Annotated in this window: 10 protein-coding genes; 4 read left to right on the forward strand and 6 right to left on the reverse strand. The window is 59.7% G+C overall.

What is annotated here, in order from left to right:
* Nucleotides 1-42: 42 nt before the first annotated feature.
* Together KF841_03955 and KF841_03960 are read right to left on the reverse strand one after the other, a co-directional pair.
* Entirely contained in the window at nt 43-2211 is a 2169-nt protein-coding gene (locus tag KF841_03955) for an alkaline phosphatase family protein (protein ID MBX3394502.1), read from the reverse strand.
* Nucleotides 2208-2921: a fused MFS/spermidine synthase gene (locus KF841_03960; GenBank protein ID MBX3394503.1), complete on the reverse strand. Its 714-nt coding sequence runs from the start codon at nt 2919-2921 to the stop codon at nt 2208-2210. Before KF841_03960 ends, KF841_03955 begins: the two co-directional genes overlap by 4 nt.
* Before the next feature lie 234 nt (nt 2922-3155).
* Here KF841_03960 and chrA point away from each other — a divergent pair, with 234 nt between their 5' ends.
* A complete protein-coding gene (chrA, locus tag KF841_03965) occupies nt 3156-4268 on the forward strand; it encodes a chromate efflux transporter (GenBank protein MBX3394504.1) in 1113 nt (370 codons plus the stop codon).
* Here chrA and KF841_03970 read toward each other — a convergent pair.
* The 3 genes from KF841_03970 to KF841_03980 all read right to left on the reverse strand — a co-directional run bounded on the left by KF841_03970 (nt 4265) and on the right by KF841_03980 (nt 9588).
* A complete protein-coding gene (locus tag KF841_03970; GenBank protein MBX3394505.1) occupies nt 4265-6343 on the reverse strand; it encodes a glycosyltransferase family 39 protein in 2079 nt (692 codons plus the stop codon). The genes chrA and KF841_03970 overlap by 4 nt on opposite strands.
* 90 nt (nt 6344-6433) lie before the next feature.
* Nucleotides 6434-7924: a sulfatase-like hydrolase/transferase gene (locus KF841_03975; protein MBX3394506.1), complete on the reverse strand. Its 1491-nt coding sequence runs from the start codon at nt 7922-7924 to the stop codon at nt 6434-6436.
* A 134-nt stretch (nt 7925-8058) separates the two neighbouring features.
* Nucleotides 8059-9588 carry a sulfatase gene (locus KF841_03980; protein ID MBX3394507.1) on the reverse strand — a complete coding sequence of 510 codons (1530 nt, stop codon included), beginning with the start codon at nt 9586-9588 and terminating at the stop codon, nt 8059-8061.
* A gap of 393 nt (nt 9589-9981) precedes the next feature.
* On the opposite strand from KF841_03980, the gene KF841_03985 reads away from it, so the two are divergent.
* On the forward strand, nt 9982-11148 hold the full coding sequence (locus KF841_03985) for a hypothetical protein (GenBank protein ID MBX3394508.1): 1167 nt from the start codon (nt 9982-9984) through the stop codon (nt 11146-11148).
* A 39-nt stretch (nt 11149-11187) separates the two neighbouring features.
* On the opposite strand, the gene KF841_03990 is transcribed toward KF841_03985, so the two are convergent.
* Nucleotides 11188-11706 (reverse strand): L,D-transpeptidase, encoded by a 519-nt coding sequence (locus KF841_03990; protein MBX3394509.1) that lies wholly within the window; start codon nt 11704-11706, stop codon nt 11188-11190.
* Between the two features lie 408 nt (nt 11707-12114).
* Between KF841_03990 and KF841_03995 the strand changes: the two genes are divergently transcribed.
* Together KF841_03995 and KF841_04000 are read left to right on the forward strand one after the other, a co-directional pair.
* Complete coding sequence (locus KF841_03995; GenBank protein MBX3394510.1) at nt 12115-13416, forward strand: hypothetical protein; 1302 nt, start codon at nt 12115-12117, stop codon at nt 13414-13416.
* 397 nt (nt 13417-13813) lie between these two features.
* Entirely contained in the window at nt 13814-15172 is a 1359-nt protein-coding gene (locus KF841_04000; protein MBX3394511.1) for an amidohydrolase, read from the forward strand.
* The last annotated feature ends 26 nt before the right edge of the window (nt 15173-15198 follow it).

The following is a 15198-nucleotide window of genomic DNA, read 5'->3' on the forward strand; positions in this document are numbered from 1 at the left end:
ATCAGCAGCAGGTCAATGCGCCCGCCTGAAAAACCGTAGAGGCTACGCCGCCGCATGAACGCCACGGTCCGTCACGATTCTCAACGGTTGACCATCCATGTTCTTCGGCACGTCAACGCCGAAGAGTTCGAGCGCCGTCGGCCCCAGGTCCATAAGCCGCGGCGACTCGCTTTCGATCTTGTGGCTACAGAAAAAGACGCCCGGAATCAACTCGGGATCAATGCAATGATCGCCACTCCATGCCTTGGTGTTGTCGTGGAATACGGCATCGGTCACCTTGCCGATGGCGGTGTCCCAATCGACGCGATAGCCGCGATGGTAGCCGACGACCAGATCCGGCGCGGAATCGCGGAAGGGTCCCTGATAGCATTTTTCCTTGTCAAAAACACGACGAATGCCGGGTTCTCCGGTTTTCGGATCCTTCAGGCCGGTCAGCTTCGCTATGATCTCGGCCTTCAAACGCTCTGCGTCCTCACCCGATTCAACAATGCCCTGCGCCTCGCGGTCCTTGAGATTAAGGAACAGACCGGCAAGCCCCAGTGCATAGGCGCGTGTCCGGCTCCAATCCACCTGCGACAGATACTTGAACCCGGGCGATGCGCCGGGCTTCAGCGTCATGTACCCGTTCGCAATCAACCAGGCATTCAAATCGATGCCGCGCCGAAACGAATTGAAGCCGTGATCGGAAATGACCATCAGCATGGTTCCGTCGTCGCCCGCGCGTTTCATGGTCTCGCCGACAAGTTGATCCATGCGAATGTAGAGGTCCTCAATCGCCGTCTCAAACCGATTCGGCTTGTAGTCCGAATCGAGGTTCGCCGGGTGCGCGGGGTGGTCGCGCTCGAGGTATCGCCAGAACATGTGCTGTATGCGATCCGTTCCGTCAAACACGCAGACGCACAAACCGCGCTTCGTATTGTCCAACGCGTCGAAAAACTGCTTCTCGCGCTCGCCGTCAATGCTGATGCACTGATCCAGGAACGCGCCGTCCTCCACCAACCCTTCGTTGAGCACCCATGTATCTTCGGCCAGCCCCAGCGTCGCGAACGGGCCAAACCGCTTCGCCAGGTAGGTGCTGTAGGCCGTCGGATAGGAAATGGGCATCGCCGGCTTTTCCGGATCCAGATTGATCGGCATGACATAGAGTTCGAACTCCGGCTCCGTGCTCACAAGCATGAACCGGCAAATGCCGTTGACCGTCACGCCTGGCGCGGCCTTGAACTTCACCGTGACCCATGGTGTGTACTCATAGACCTTCAGTTCATGCCGCTCCCCGTCGATTACGAGGACGGCACGATCCCGGCCTTTGATCTCCACCGTGAAGGGAATCTTCATCGCCCCCCCATCGACAACCATCGAATTGTCCGGGCCGATCAACTCGCTCCGAACCATGTCGCCGTCCCGCGTTACCGTCACCTGCTCGCCGCCCGTGCGCTCGCCGCCGTTGGACCGGGTGCTGTAGAAAGAGAACAAACCCTGGGTGCCTCGCAGATCGGGAACGCACATCGCGGACAGCACCACGCCACGGCATTTCTCCGGCGGCCATGTGATCGGCACGCGAATGACTGAGGTAAAGATTCCATGCTCGCCAAGCGTGTTCCAGAAGGGCTTGCCCTTGCGCATCAATCGAATGGAAGGCTTGTTCAGCGGAATAACGTATTTGCCAAGTTTGAGCGTCTTCGTGGGGGGGTGTATATCCACCGACGAAAGGAACGGGGTGTAATTGCGCCGGTCGGTGTTGAGAAAATCGTAGATGTTGTGCTTCCCGGGGTTCACCCCCGTCAGAAAGCTCGACCAGGCCACTGGCGAGAGCGGCGGCGTCGTCGTCCCAAGAAGTCGGAAGCCGCCCTGCTCGCCCAGCCGTTTGAGGTTGGGCATCTTCCCTTCATTCATGAACCGCTCGGCCAGCGTGTGCTCCATGCCGTCGAGACCGAGAATCACGAGTCGCTTGATCTTGCTTCGAGCAAACGCCTTTCGACCGCGAATCGCACGAAACACCCACCTGAACGGCCACAGCACAATCGTCAGCACCGCCAGCAGGAATGTCCAGAACACGACAAAGAGCGATGACGCCAGCGCGAAGCCCGCTCCCGGTCCGATATATGCGTGTGCCGGCTCTTCGGCACACAGCCACAAGCCCACGGCAAGAAGGATCACGGCCGTCTTGCGACAGCGAACGAGGGACACACATTGTGTGGAACGAAACGTCATTTGGTGGTTCGACTCATCGATGCGGCGCCATACATCGCGGCAACCGCGAGCAGAAGACAGCCGACTGAAAGGATGATGGTCGAGGTGTTCATTACCGCAATGAAATAAAAACCCGTCATGAACGTGCCGACAATGCTGCCGACGACGCCCCACGCGTAAACACTCCCCATCGTACGACCCGTACGCCGACCGAGATCGAGCGCCGACTTCGCGACCACCGGGCTGATCAGCCCCAGCATTCCGCAGGGAATGAAGAATACAAGAACGACGTGCAGCGCTATTCGCAGCTTGAGCGAATCCATGCCTTCCAGAAAGGGCATGCTCCCGACAATGCGGTTAAACAGGCCTATCCCGAGCGCCACGACCCCGGCCAATCCGAACAATCCGGCCAATGTCCGGCGCGCACCTCGCGAGTCCTTTGCATATCGATCCGCCACGCGCCCGCCCAGATAATTTCCCCCCGCGATTCCCGCCAGGACGACGCCGATGATGGACGTCCACGTATAGAGCGACGAACCGACGTACGGGGCGATCAGCCGGCCCGCAACCAGCTCAATCACCATGATGCAGAAACTGGATGTAAACACCGTCGCATTCGCGATCACGAGACCGAAAGCCGCGGACGACGCAGACATCGACCCGCCGTTTGAGCGGACCGGCACGCCGCGCGGCGCATTCGCATCGGACACGGATACGGATTGATTCGCCATTCAAACGCCTCACGTCGAGTCAATTCGGCCAGCCGCCATCAGGCGACTCCGATCGAAATGAAGCCATGTATTCTTGCAGAATCGCGGCCGCTTCGCCACTGATTTAGTTTCCGGGCCTGGCGTGCTATCATCACGAAAACCGCGCCGCACAGCCCAGCGGTTCGGCTCGCTCTCGTCAGGGTTCGTAGGAGCATCCAAGCTTTGACCAACGTTCGACCCCTGCGTGAGCTGGCGATGCTCTTCACCCGACTCGGCGTGACGGCCTTCGGCGGACCAGCCGCCCATATCGCGATGATGCAGGAAGAAGTCGTTCGACGCCGAAAATGGCTCAGCGACGAGGAATTCCTCGATCTGCTCAGCGCGACGCAACTGATTCCAGGACCGAATTCCACGGAAATGGCCATTCATATCGGTCATCGCCGCGCGGGCTTCGCGGGGCTACTGGTCGCCGGAGCGTGCTTCATCATACCAGCCGTGGTGATTGTGCTCGCGCTGGCGCGGATTTATGTGCAATTTGGCTCACTTCCCGCGCTGGCAGGCATGCTCGACTGCGTGAAGCCGGTCATCATCGCGATCGTTCTTCAGGCCGTTTGGAATCTTGGTCGATCCGCTGTGAAGAACACCCGGCTCGCCGTCGTGGGTGCTGGCGCGCTCGCCGCCAACTTGTGCGGATTGAGCGAACTCGCCACACTGGCCGCCGCGGCCGTGGCCACGCTCGGACTGCATGCGGCGAGCGCAACGACCGTGCGGCGCAATACACTGAAAGCAATCGAGCCGTTCGCGCTATTCGGCCTTTCCGCCGGCGTCGAAGCCGCATCGGCAAATGCCGCGCCGGCGATTGTCGCGTCGCTCTTCGGAATTTTCGCAAAGATCGGCGCCGTTCTCTACGGAAGCGGCTATGTGCTGCTCGCCTTCGTCGAGGCGGAATTCGTCCATCAACGAAACTGGCTTACCCAGACTCAGTTACTTGACGCCGTTGCCGTCGGGCAGCTCACGCCGGGACCGGTCTTCACCACGGCGACCTTCGTCGGCTATATCATTGCCGGATACAGCGGCGCGATGGCCGCGACAGGGGGCATCTTCCTGCCGGCATTCCTGTTCGTGGCGATCAGCGGGCCGATTGTTCCGCGAATGCGTCGATCCCCCCTCATCGGCGTGCTGCTCGATGGTGTCAACGTCGCGTCACTCGCATTGATGGCGGCCGTCATCATTGAACTGGGTCGGCACGCGATCACGACGCCGCTGGGCGGCCTGCTGCTGACCGCTGCCGGCCTCGCCCTGCTGAAGTATCGCATCAATTCCACGTGGATAATCGCCGGCGCGGCGATCATCGGGCTGTTACGCTAAGGACTTCCAACGCCGATCGATTGCCGAAACGCTTTCCGCTCCTCGAACAGTTTCAGCCTCGCGCCGATCTGCTCGATCGCTTCCGGATTCACGAATTTCCGAGCGAGATCCAGCGCTTTCTTCGCGGAACGCACCGCATCGTCAAACCGGCCCACTTCGGCATAGGCGACAGCGAGCGTGTCGTAAGTCTGCGGAATTTCAAGTCCGACGCTGGCCACCTCTTCAGCCAGTCGAACCGCTTCCGAGCCATTTCGCAGGCGATCGATCGGGCAGGTCGCAAGCATGAAGGCCAGCTTCCGCTTCAGATCGAGAAACCCCGGCAGCCGATCCACGCCTCGCTGAACCGTCGAAATCGCGTCGTCCCAGCGACCGAGGGAGGCCTGAAGACCCGCAAGCGGCTCGTATACGTCCAGATCGCCGTTGAGCCGCAGCGCTCTTTCGAAGTGCCTGACTGCCGTCGTCGCGTCACCCTTTCGCATATGATAGTAGCCAAGCCCCGATTCGGCCTCGGCACAGTTCGAATCGAGCTTCAAGGCCGCCTCGTAATGTTCGGCCTCGCCGGGCAGTCCCTTGATCGAGAGTTGGTGGCCGATGCGTATCTGGGTGTTCGCGGCGTGAACGTCGAGGACCTCCTGCGGAATGCCTCGATGAATGCAGATCCATGCAAAATAGCTGAAGATGCCCAGCCCGATGATGCCGCGAAAATCCCGCTTGTACAAATACTCGCACGCCTTCACCGGAACCAAGGCCGCAAGCACCATGGCCACCGGCATCATCGGCACCCGGAATCGCGAGCACACAAAAAACGCCACCACGCTCGCCGTATAAAGCACGACGAAGCTCGTGAGCGGCAGCGTCCGCTTGAAGTCCCAGAGCGCTATCACAAAGCCGATCAGTCCGAAGGCCAGAATCGCACCGGATGTCACGGGGAGCCGCAGCATCCATGGCGCGTATAACGCCGCCATCGAGGTTAAATCCGAATCGTTCGGAATCTCCCATTCGTAGAAAAACAACTGAAGCTTGCGGAAATTCAGTTCCCAGGCCCGTTGTGGATCCTCACGAAAAAAACGGAACGCCTCATCAAAGAAAAACTGATCGACTTCCGACGCCTTCAGCTTTCGGCCCAGCCGCTGCTCGGCCATGGACCTCCAGTCGATGAAGCCGCCAAGCCAGGAGGACCGGGCGCCAGGAAGGGTTGCCGAGTAGCCATCGGATGTTGGATTATTGCCGATGAAGAAATTCGGCCCGGCCTGCGACGCGATGAGAACAAAATCGTGTCCCACGACATAGTTGCGAATCGTTACCGGCAGAATCGGAATCGCACACGCGAAGCACCAAACAGCCGACTTCCAGATCGAACGGACCACATTCGGCCAGCCGGCCCAGACGAGCCACAGCGCAATCACGGGAATGAAAATCAGAACGTTGGGCCGGGTGATCGCGGATAGCCCCATGAACAATCCGGCGACGGCCCATAGCCACAGTGAATCTCGCTTGGCGGCTCGAAGAATGATCCACAGGCTGACAAGCATCAGGAAGATGCTGAGCGGCTCGAGCAGCAGTTCGGCATCAAAGTAGATCATGACCCAGTAAAACGCGCTGGCCAGTCCGGCAACCAGACCGACCGTTCGATTGAACGCCTCACGTCCTGCAAGATAGACAAATCCGCAACTCAATGAGCCCATCACGATCTGAACGATGCGCGGTGCCCAGTAAAGATCGCCGGTGACCAGCCGGATCAGCGCGAGGAAGTACGGATACAGCGGCGCCTTGAAGTAAGCCGAGCCGGGAAAGGCCGAGACGCCCTCCAGGATCATGCGCGCCCATTGATCGTGGGCTTCACCATCGAGAATCGGCTGATCAAAGAGCGGACTGCGGGAAACCGAAATGAGGTAGATGGTGCGAGGAATCAATGCGATGAGCGTGACGAAAGCGAAGCAGACATAATCCCGCCCGCTCAAGGCGACGCCCTGAAGCAATCCGAAGTCAAACAAGCGCGCCGTCCGCGACCCGGACGATTCGGTATTCGCCGATTGGGGTAGCACAACGGAAGGACCGGTTTCAGCCGCGCTCACTCGATAGCCTCATTTAAAAATCAATTATCCCCGCAGAGTATCGCGATCGATCGGGAGAGAGTCAAAGCGAATGCCGGCGCTCGAGGCCGGTCAATCCGGCCCGGAGGCAGCCGGCTGAGTCGTGGCGACTGGCCGGGTCGTGGAGGACGCCCCCGAACGACCGTTCGATTCAATCTCAAATTCCTCGTCGATGGAGCCGCCGGTGTAGCCCAGCGACTCGATCAGTGCCTTCATTTTCGGATCGTCGCGGAGCTTGTTGGAACGCGCGGCGGCCGTCCCACCCCGAATGTCGACGACGCTTTCAAGCAGTTCCCGCATTCTTCGAGCGTTTTCCGGCTCCTTGAGCGCAAGGTTGTCCTGTTCGTCCGGATCTTTTCGCAGATCAAAGAGCTCCTGCCTCCCGTCGCTGCTGATAACGAGCTTATGGTCGCGAATGCGCATCGCATGCCGTGAGCGTTGCACGGTGCAGACGATGACCTCAGAGCCGGAAAGCTCCCTGACATCCCCCGTGGCCAGTCCCCAGAGGCTGTCGCCTTCATGTTTGTCAGGGGGCGAGAGTTTCAGGAATTCAAAGATGGTGGGAAGCACATCGATCGTTTCCACAAGATTCGAGATTCGTCCGGGCTTGACGCCCGCGCTCTTCGGAAACTTGATGATCAACGGAATACGAGTCATGTCATCGTAAACAGTCGCGTTGTGCCCGAATCGGCGATGTTTGAAAAACGCCTCCCCGTGATCGGAAAGGAAAACGATCATCGATTCGTCATATAGACCCGCCTCCCTCAGTTTTCCAAACAATTCGCCGACCGCCGCATCGACATAATGAATGTTTGCCCGATACCTCGCTTCGAGTCCGCGAATCGTTGATTCGTCCGCGCGGCCGGTCCGATGGGACTCATTCCATTGGTCGTGCAGTTTGTCCCAATCGGTGAGTTGGGCCTCGTATAGCCGAAGATGCGATTCAGGCGGTGTGTAAGGCTTGTGCGGCTGGAGAAAGTGAATGTAGGCAAACGTACCCGTCGGCTGAAACTTCGGCAGAAGTTTCGCCACCTCGGAGTTAATATCGTCTGGAAGCGTAACGATAAAGTGACTGCTCTCTTCTGTTCGTCGCGACTTCTGAAGGGCTTCCAGCGCATACACCTGGACAGCCTCTTTGTAGCCGCGGTCAAGGCCGGTGGCAGGCGCGCCGGCGAACGGATTGCCGATCACCCCGAAGCAGTTCATGCCTTGGCGCGCGAGCGCCTGTGGCATCGTCTCAAACTCCGTGGGAAGAACCGTGCGGTCGGTCATCCGGTGTGTCGTCGCGCGGACACCGGTCATGAGGCTGGCAGTCGAAGAGACCGTGGTTGACGTTTGACTGTAGGCATTCTCAAAAAGAATGGATTCAGCGGCAAGGGCGTCGATATTCGGGCTTGTCTTGCCCGGATCGCCATAACAGCCGAAGTAGGCGGCCGATGCAGCGTCAATGACAATCACAAAAACCGATGGTGCGCGTTCGCCTCGCGTGTCCTTTTCTCCGCTGCAACCGGAGACGACAACCACGGCCAGCACGGCAATCCGAAGCGATCGGGTTCGGAACATGACTCCCTTTCAGAATCAAACCTTGTACGTCAGCGATCGTCGACAATTCACTTCCCGCCGGTCCGACAAAAGGTCCCCGCGACTCCTCCGCGGTGATGCGCCGACGTTTGAAGTCGCACGATGCAATGCGTGTGTCATCTTCCCGACGAAGGCGCGCTCGTCGCCGGGCGATCCGTCAAGCCGCTATCGTTATCGTCCGACGGCCCGCTTTCATCGATATCAACCCAGTAACCGCCACCGCGCAATCGGTCGATCTCGTCCTTTGACAGCTTCACCGAAGTGCCGAGCCGTTCGCCGAGCAGCTTCTTGAACGAAGCCAGCACCTTTTCCAATTCGTCCGCGAGCGCGATGAACTTCGACTCCCGCACCAGATTCCGCGTTTCCTTCGGATCCTCAACAATATCATAAAGTTCGCGCCCCGGCGGACGCTCGATAAACTTGTGGCGACCTTTGACGCGAATCGCCGTCAGGTCCGGACCCCACATGTTTCCCTGCGAAAAGACTGATTCGTCCAGCCGGTTCTCGCCAAACAAGAGACGTTCGAGGCTCTTGCCGACGAATTTCGCCTCCGGTTCGATCCGGGTCAGCGAACATAGCGTCGGCGCAACATCCACGTGACCCACACTCTTGCGCGCCTCACCGGGACGGATCAGGCCCGGCGCCCAGAATATCAGCGGCACCCGGATCATCTCGTCGTACAAAGAGTGCCCGTGCTCGAACCCGCCGTGATCGAAAAACTCTTCACCGTGGTCGGCCGTCACGACCAGCAGCGTCTTCTCGGCCAGCCCCATTCCGCCAAGTTCGTCAACAAGTCGGCCGACCTGCTCGTCGGTGTACGCAACCTCGCCGTTATAGAGCGCTTCGAGCCGTTTGATCGGTAAATCGGCGGGTTTGATACGTCCCTCGCGGAAATCGATCATGTCGCCTCGGCTGCCGAACAGCGTCGGATCGGGCGTCAAATCCTCGGGCATCGCGAATTTTCTGCGGAAACGCTCCGGCGGATCGTACGCCAGATGCGGATCGAAGTAGTGCACCAGCAGAAAGAAAGGGCGATTCGACGACTTGCGTTGCTGTTTTATCCAGTTCACCGCCCAGTCCGTCACTTCCGTCGCGCGACGATGAACGCGTTGTGTCCGGTCCGGCGCCACAAAATCATACACCGAAAAACCGCGATCAAGCCCATACTGCGGCGCGAGAAAGAAAACGTTCGCAATCGCTGCCGTGTCATAACCTTGGTCGTAAAAACACTGCGCGATCGTGCGCACCCCCTCGGCCAATCCGTTGAACTCGAGCGAGCGGCCGCCCTTCTTCACACCGGCTCCGTGCTGCTGAGGATACGCGGACGTCAACAGCGACGCCGTTGCCGGCAGCGTCCAAGGCGCATGTGAAAAGGCTTGATCGAACCGAAAGCCCCCTGCGGCCAGGCGATCAATATTCGGCGTCAGCCCAAGGCTGTTTCCATAGCAGCCAAGCTTGTCGGCTCGCAACGTGTCGATGAGAATCAGAATGACGTTTCGCGAGGTCTCTTTGGGAACGGGCCGATCCGGCGTGCGATCGCAGCCGGCCGTCACGACCATCACCCATAGTAGCGCGGTCCCCAGGCACTTCGCCGGCAAACTTCGCCGGCCTGCGGCGCCATGTCTGGAATTCAAGTCGTTTCGCATAGCGAACTTAGCGACCGGAGCGGCAATCCCGCCGGTATTTGACTCGAGAAAGCCGTCACAGCGACGGTTCGAGAACCTTTCGGGGGATCAGCCGGATACCATTAACCCGCTGCTTCACAGCCTTCTACGCACCTCGACGGGACGCGTTCGAGATCACCGGTTATCGCCCCCAGTCTACCTCAAATTCGCCGCGGCGAGAACACGTGCAATTGGCTGCGTTCCACGGTCTTGGTTGCACTGCTGGTACCTTATCGCCGCTTGAAAAGCCACCTGGGGTCGTCAACAATAGACGTACGCGAGTCAGCCCGCCATGAAACCCGGATTCTCGGTCGTTCAAGCCAAAAACCCGGCATCACATGGCGCATTTACGGCAATCGGAGGCCCGGAATGTCAATGTCACGCAAGACTGCGTTGTTCACGCTCGTCATCGGCCTGTCTTTCAGCGGCCGGTGGTTGCTCGCGGATGAATCCGCCGGGGCCGCGCCAGCATCCCAGGAATCCAAGAACAGCAGCGGAACATCGAGCAAGCCTATTCCTGAGATGCCACAGAAACCGCAATCTGAAAGTGAGCCGATTCCCGTTCGATCGCTCCCGAAAATGACGATGCAGAAGTATCAATCCGGAACCAACGAGCCGATCGAGGAATCGCTCAGCGTCTCCAACCGAAACGTGATTCAGGATTATGCAAAATACGGCGCAAACTCCGGAACCATGCTTCGCAATGCGAGCCCGGGACTCGCACGACTGTCGGCGCTCGCGCCCGCAAATCGGTCTCTGAATCGTCCCGGCGAGGTTTTCATCAGCCGAAACGGCAAGGCGATCGTGCAAACCAATCCCGACGGCAGCCAGACATTGACCCCGATCGGGGGATCTGGAAACTGGAATGGCGCCTATTCCCGCTCCAAAACGACCGCACCGCGGCCGTCGCTTATCAGCAATCATTTCATGCGACCGGACGAAGCCGTCGTAATTGGCGCTTCAAGAGTCAACGAAGACGCCGTAAATTCGATGCAAACCTCCACAATCGTCACGCCGACCGCACCCACAGCCATGCCGCGAATCGCCGGCGCGCCGAGCACGGGCGCAGACTCGGCCGTTGCCGCTGCTGCTGCGCCCCATTCCAACGCGCCGATGGCCAATCCGACACCGCCTGCCCAAACGGCGGCAAAAACAGCGCAGCCGGTTGATCCGGCGTCGATCCGAGTCGATCGGGGTACGCAGAAAATCGTGCCGCTCTCGACTCCGCCCGCGCCGCCGCTCGACAAGTGGGAACAGTACTTCATGGATGTTTCGAAGTATTACAATTTCACGCCCCAGCAGCATGAGGCCGGGCTGCGCGTCCTGACGCACCTTCGCTCACGGGCGACCCAATATCGCATGAGCCGCGCTCCTCAATACGATGCGGTCGAGAAGATCAGCGACAAGTCGGCGCGCGACAGGCAGCTTGGCGAACTTAATCGCCCGATCGATGGAATGTTCGGCGAGTTGAAAGCCCGGCTGGAAAATCTGCCGACGCTTCAGCAGAAGCATGACGCGAACGGACCCGCGCCGAAAGGCTGACGCGCCAAGTTGTGCCGAGAGCACGTCACCTGGTCCGGACTACCATTCGGTGATATAGACGCGCGTGCCGGTCGGCACGTCGTCGAACAACCGGATTACATCCTCGTTTGACAATCGCACACAGCCCATTGAGGCCGGGCGGCCCAGCCGATGTTCAGCCGGCGTGCCATGTATGTAGATGAATCGATCGTGCGAATCGATGCCCGGACCGCGATTTTTCCCTTCTTCGAGACCGCGCAGCCAGAGAATCCGGGACAGAACCAGATCCTTGGTGGTCTCATCGCCGACCTTCCAGACTTCGCCGGTGAATTTGCGGCTGACCAGCACCGCGCCCTTCGGCAGATCCGCGCCGATTCGCTCGTCCACGAAGTGCCACCCCGTCGGCGTCTGGTAACTGCCTTCCCTGTTGCCGACACCCTTCTCAGCCGTCGAGCAGACAAGATTCCAGCGGACTCTGCCCTTCTGAATTCCGACCAGCCGTTGTCGTTCGACTGAAACCCACAGTCCGAGTCGATCGGCGACCTGCTCGTCCCAGCCTTCGGCGCGAAGCCGTGACATGACGGCGTCCGGGACCGCCCCATCGATTTGCCAGTCGGGTCCCGCCTCCGGCTCGACAGCGACGGCGCCGGTGCGGCAGCCGGTCGAACCCGCGAGGCACATCAGCACACAGAGCCAGTGGAGTGAACGATTCATCAGGAGCGGAATCCTATCGAGCAATCTTCGTCGATTCAATCGTTGAAGCCCCCGCCCCGCAGATCGATCGAAGTTGTAAGCCCAACTGATATTCCTCTGCATCGGCTGCCTCCGCTGCATCCGACGGCCGATTTTTCTTGATTAGCGGTCGTGGTGGGCCAATAATACGCCAGAGGAATGCCCAAACGGCGCCGAACCCGAAAACCCCCGCCGATATCGAGGCCAGCCGGCTTCGCGATGCAGACTTGCTTCGCATTATTGAGGAGATTCGAAATGAACCGCGTCGCTATCTGGATGATTGCGCTCTGCGTGATTGTTTCCGCATCATCAACTCGGGCGGCAGGTCCGTCTGACTTGCTGAAGCAGGCCGTCGAAGAGAACGAACATCAGGACAAGGCATCGGCGAAGCCTATGGCCGAGGCTGATCGGATGGCGGCTGAGGCAGACCGTCTGCTGGATGCTCGTGAGTTCGAACGGGCCGTTCGATTGTATGAAGGCGCCTATCGGCTCGATCCGAACAATCGGGCGATGTACGCGCGTCTTCTCGTGGCCAAACGGGCGGCCGGCGTCATGACTGAGCAGGATCGGGAAGCGCTGGCACTCATCGAAGAGGAGCAGGCAAACGAGGTCAATCAGACTTTTCGCCGCGTTCGACTTCTGATTATTCAAGCCAGGCAAGCCGTTCGCTCCGGCGATCTTGAACTCGCGGTCGATCGCACCGACAACGCTCGGACATCGCTGGATGGCCTTCCGCGCCACATCGATACCTCCCCCTATCGGCGCGAACTATCCCAAATCACGGAATCGATTGCCCGCAAGGCCGCCAAAGCCGCCAAGGCCGATCGCGCCGGGGAATCGAGCGCGGTGGTCGCCCGCCGTTCGAACTCAACCCGCGTCCTGACCTTGTCGGAGATTGGCGAAGAATCGAGCGAAACGGATTTCGAGACCGCGCCGAGGTCGTCTATCCGCTCGAATTCCTTGAGCGAATTTGCCGAATCGGGCGAGATCGTCGCGATTGATGAAGCGCTTTACGGCGAGTTCGCCATTCATGCTTACGAACGGGAGCTGGCTCGGTCGCTGGCTCGTCAACGAGCGCGCCACCTGATCGACAATCAAGTCGCGGCGTTTCCGCCGCCGCCTGGAGCGGACATCGCCTATCCAGCCGACTGGGCCGAGCGCGCCGCGCGGCGCGCCGCGCAGCGCGACGGCGTCATCCACGAAGGTCAGACATACACGGGCACGGACGGACAGAGCTATCAGACGGTCATCTACGATCTGGCAGAACTGGTCCATCCGGTTCCAAACTTCTACGCTTCTTATCCCGGCACCGTCCGAGAGCAGCGAATGCAGACGCTTGATCGGCAGTACCTCCGCGAGCGCAGCATGATCTTCAATGGGTGGCCGGAAGATCTGGCCGCTGGCATGCCGCTGCTGCATTACTTCGGAGGCGTGGACAACAACGCGATCAGCACGCGCACCGATCCATACGAAACGGCGCGCATCATGTCGATCCTGGAGCGATTCGTGAACAATCCCGGGGCGCCAAGCGTCACGGCGCCGGCAGATTCACGATGAGCTCCGCCAAGTCCGAAGACGCGTGCGGCTGAGTCCGCGCCAGTCAAACCTTATTACCCCGCAATTCAGCGACCTGTCGACTCGGGTTCGCACCCGACCGGATTTTTCAACAAAAGAAACTGGGCGAATCGGTAGCCTCACGGGCCTGATCGTCCGTCATCCATTCGGGAGTACGACTCTCCGAGTCGCCCTCCTTTTCTTCTTCTCCTCTCGCCAAGGGGTCCTGACCGACCGACCCGAGGCATTCGGGCACAACCGCCTTAGAGCGATTGTGCCCGTTTTTATTCATCCAGCCGCCGGTTCCTAAATCGTTCAGCTCCGGTTGCGGCAAAGATCCAAACAGAACAAGATGGTCCGAACGCGAGGCAGGTTCTCAGACCGCCGCCGGAGTACGCCCATGATTCCCACCGCACGTTTCTTCAATTGGTGTCTAATTGCAGCCGTCGCCGTCTTCGCGGTCGTTCCCGACGTTCGTGCCGAAGGGGCTCCGTCGGACGATGCGATCCGAGCGATCGACGCGCACATCACGAAAGACCTTCCGGCATGGTTCGAGTTTTACAAGGTTTGCCATGCGAATCCCGAACTTTCGTTGCACGAGAAGGAAAGCTCCGAGCGAATCGCCGAAGCCTTTGCGAGAATCGGCCTGAAAGTCACTCGTCATGTCGGCGGCTTCGGGGTCGTCGGCATGCTTGAGAACGGGCCCGGCCCGGTCCTGCTAATTCGCGGAGACATGGACGCCCTGCCGGTCGTCGAAGAGACGGGCCTGCCCTATGCAAGCAAAGTGTTGCACACCGAGACAGACGGCAGCAAGGTCGGCGTCATGCACGCCTGCGGTCATGACATGCATATGACCGTCCTTGTCGCGACGGCGCAGACGCTGGCGGGGGTGAAAGACCTCTGGGCCGGCACCATCATGTTCGTGGCCCAACCCGCCGAGGAGATCGGTCAAGGCGCCCGACTGATGCTGGAGGATGGTCTCTATCAACGATTCGGCACGCCAAACTACGCGCTGGCCCTGCACGTCTCGCATGAGTTAAAGGTCGGAACGATCGGCTATTCTCCTGAATGGGCCCTGGCCAACGTAGATTCCGTCGACATCACAATCCACGGACGGGGCGGTCACGGGGCGTACCCGCATCAGACCGTCGATCCCATCGTCACCGCGTCGCAACTCGTGCTCGCACTGCAAACCATCGTCAGCCGCCGACTGGACCCGCGCGATACGGCCGTTGTAACCGTTGGATCGATTCATGGCGGCACGAAGCACAATGTGATCCCCGAGACCGTGACGCTGCAACTCACGGTGCGGTCGTATACGAACGAGGTCCGAAAGAAGCTGCTGGACTCGATCCGTCAAATCGCGATCGATACCTGCAAGGCGGCAGCGTGTCCGAAGCCGCCGGACGTGCGAGTGGTCGATGAAGATTTCACGCCCGCAGTCTTCAATGATCCCGAACTGAGCGATCAGATCGTCGGTGTCTTCGAGCGCGTCCTTGGAGCGCCCAACGTGATTCGCCGCCCCCCTTCGATGGGAGGCGAGGATTTTTCGCGATACTCACGGGATGCAAAAGGCGTCAAGGGATTCATCTACTGGCTTGGCGTGATCGACGATGCACGATTTGCCGCGGCTCAACAGCCCAACGGCCCCGCGCTGCCATCGATCCACTCATCCACATTTCGGCCAGATCCGGAGCCGAGCATTCGCACTGGCGTGCGCACGATGAGCGCGGCGGCGCTGTCGATCCTGTCGAAGTGACGACGCCGGGGGATTCGCTACAATGC

Source organism: Phycisphaerae bacterium, from assembly GCA_019636475.1.
Taxonomy (GTDB): Bacteria; Planctomycetota; Phycisphaerae; order UBA1845; family UTPLA1; genus JADJRI01.

Excerpts from the sequence above, each read along its gene's own strand:
- KF841_03955 (MBX3394502.1), bottom strand. The coding sequence starts at position 2,211 with ATGACGTTTCGTTCCACACAATGTGTGTCCCTCGTTCGCTGTCGCAAG.
- KF841_03990 (MBX3394509.1), bottom strand. The coding sequence starts at position 11,706 with ATGTCACGGCTTCGCGCCGAAGGCTGGGACGAGCAGGTCGCCGATCGA.
- KF841_04000 (MBX3394511.1), top strand. The coding sequence starts at position 13,814 with ATGATTCCCACCGCACGTTTCTTCAATTGGTGTCTAATTGCAGCCGTC.
- KF841_03980 (MBX3394507.1), bottom strand. The coding sequence starts at position 9,588 with ATGCGAAACGACTTGAATTCCAGACATGGCGCCGCAGGCCGGCGAAGT.
- KF841_03995 (MBX3394510.1), top strand. The coding sequence starts at position 12,115 with ATGAACCGCGTCGCTATCTGGATGATTGCGCTCTGCGTGATTGTTTCC.
- KF841_03975 (MBX3394506.1), bottom strand. The coding sequence starts at position 7,924 with ATGTTCCGAACCCGATCGCTTCGGATTGCCGTGCTGGCCGTGGTTGTC.
- KF841_03985 (MBX3394508.1), top strand. The coding sequence starts at position 9,982 with ATGTCACGCAAGACTGCGTTGTTCACGCTCGTCATCGGCCTGTCTTTC.
- chrA (MBX3394504.1), top strand. The coding sequence starts at position 3,156 with ATGCTCTTCACCCGACTCGGCGTGACGGCCTTCGGCGGACCAGCCGCC.
- KF841_03960 (MBX3394503.1), bottom strand. The coding sequence starts at position 2,921 with ATGGCGAATCAATCCGTATCCGTGTCCGATGCGAATGCGCCGCGCGGC.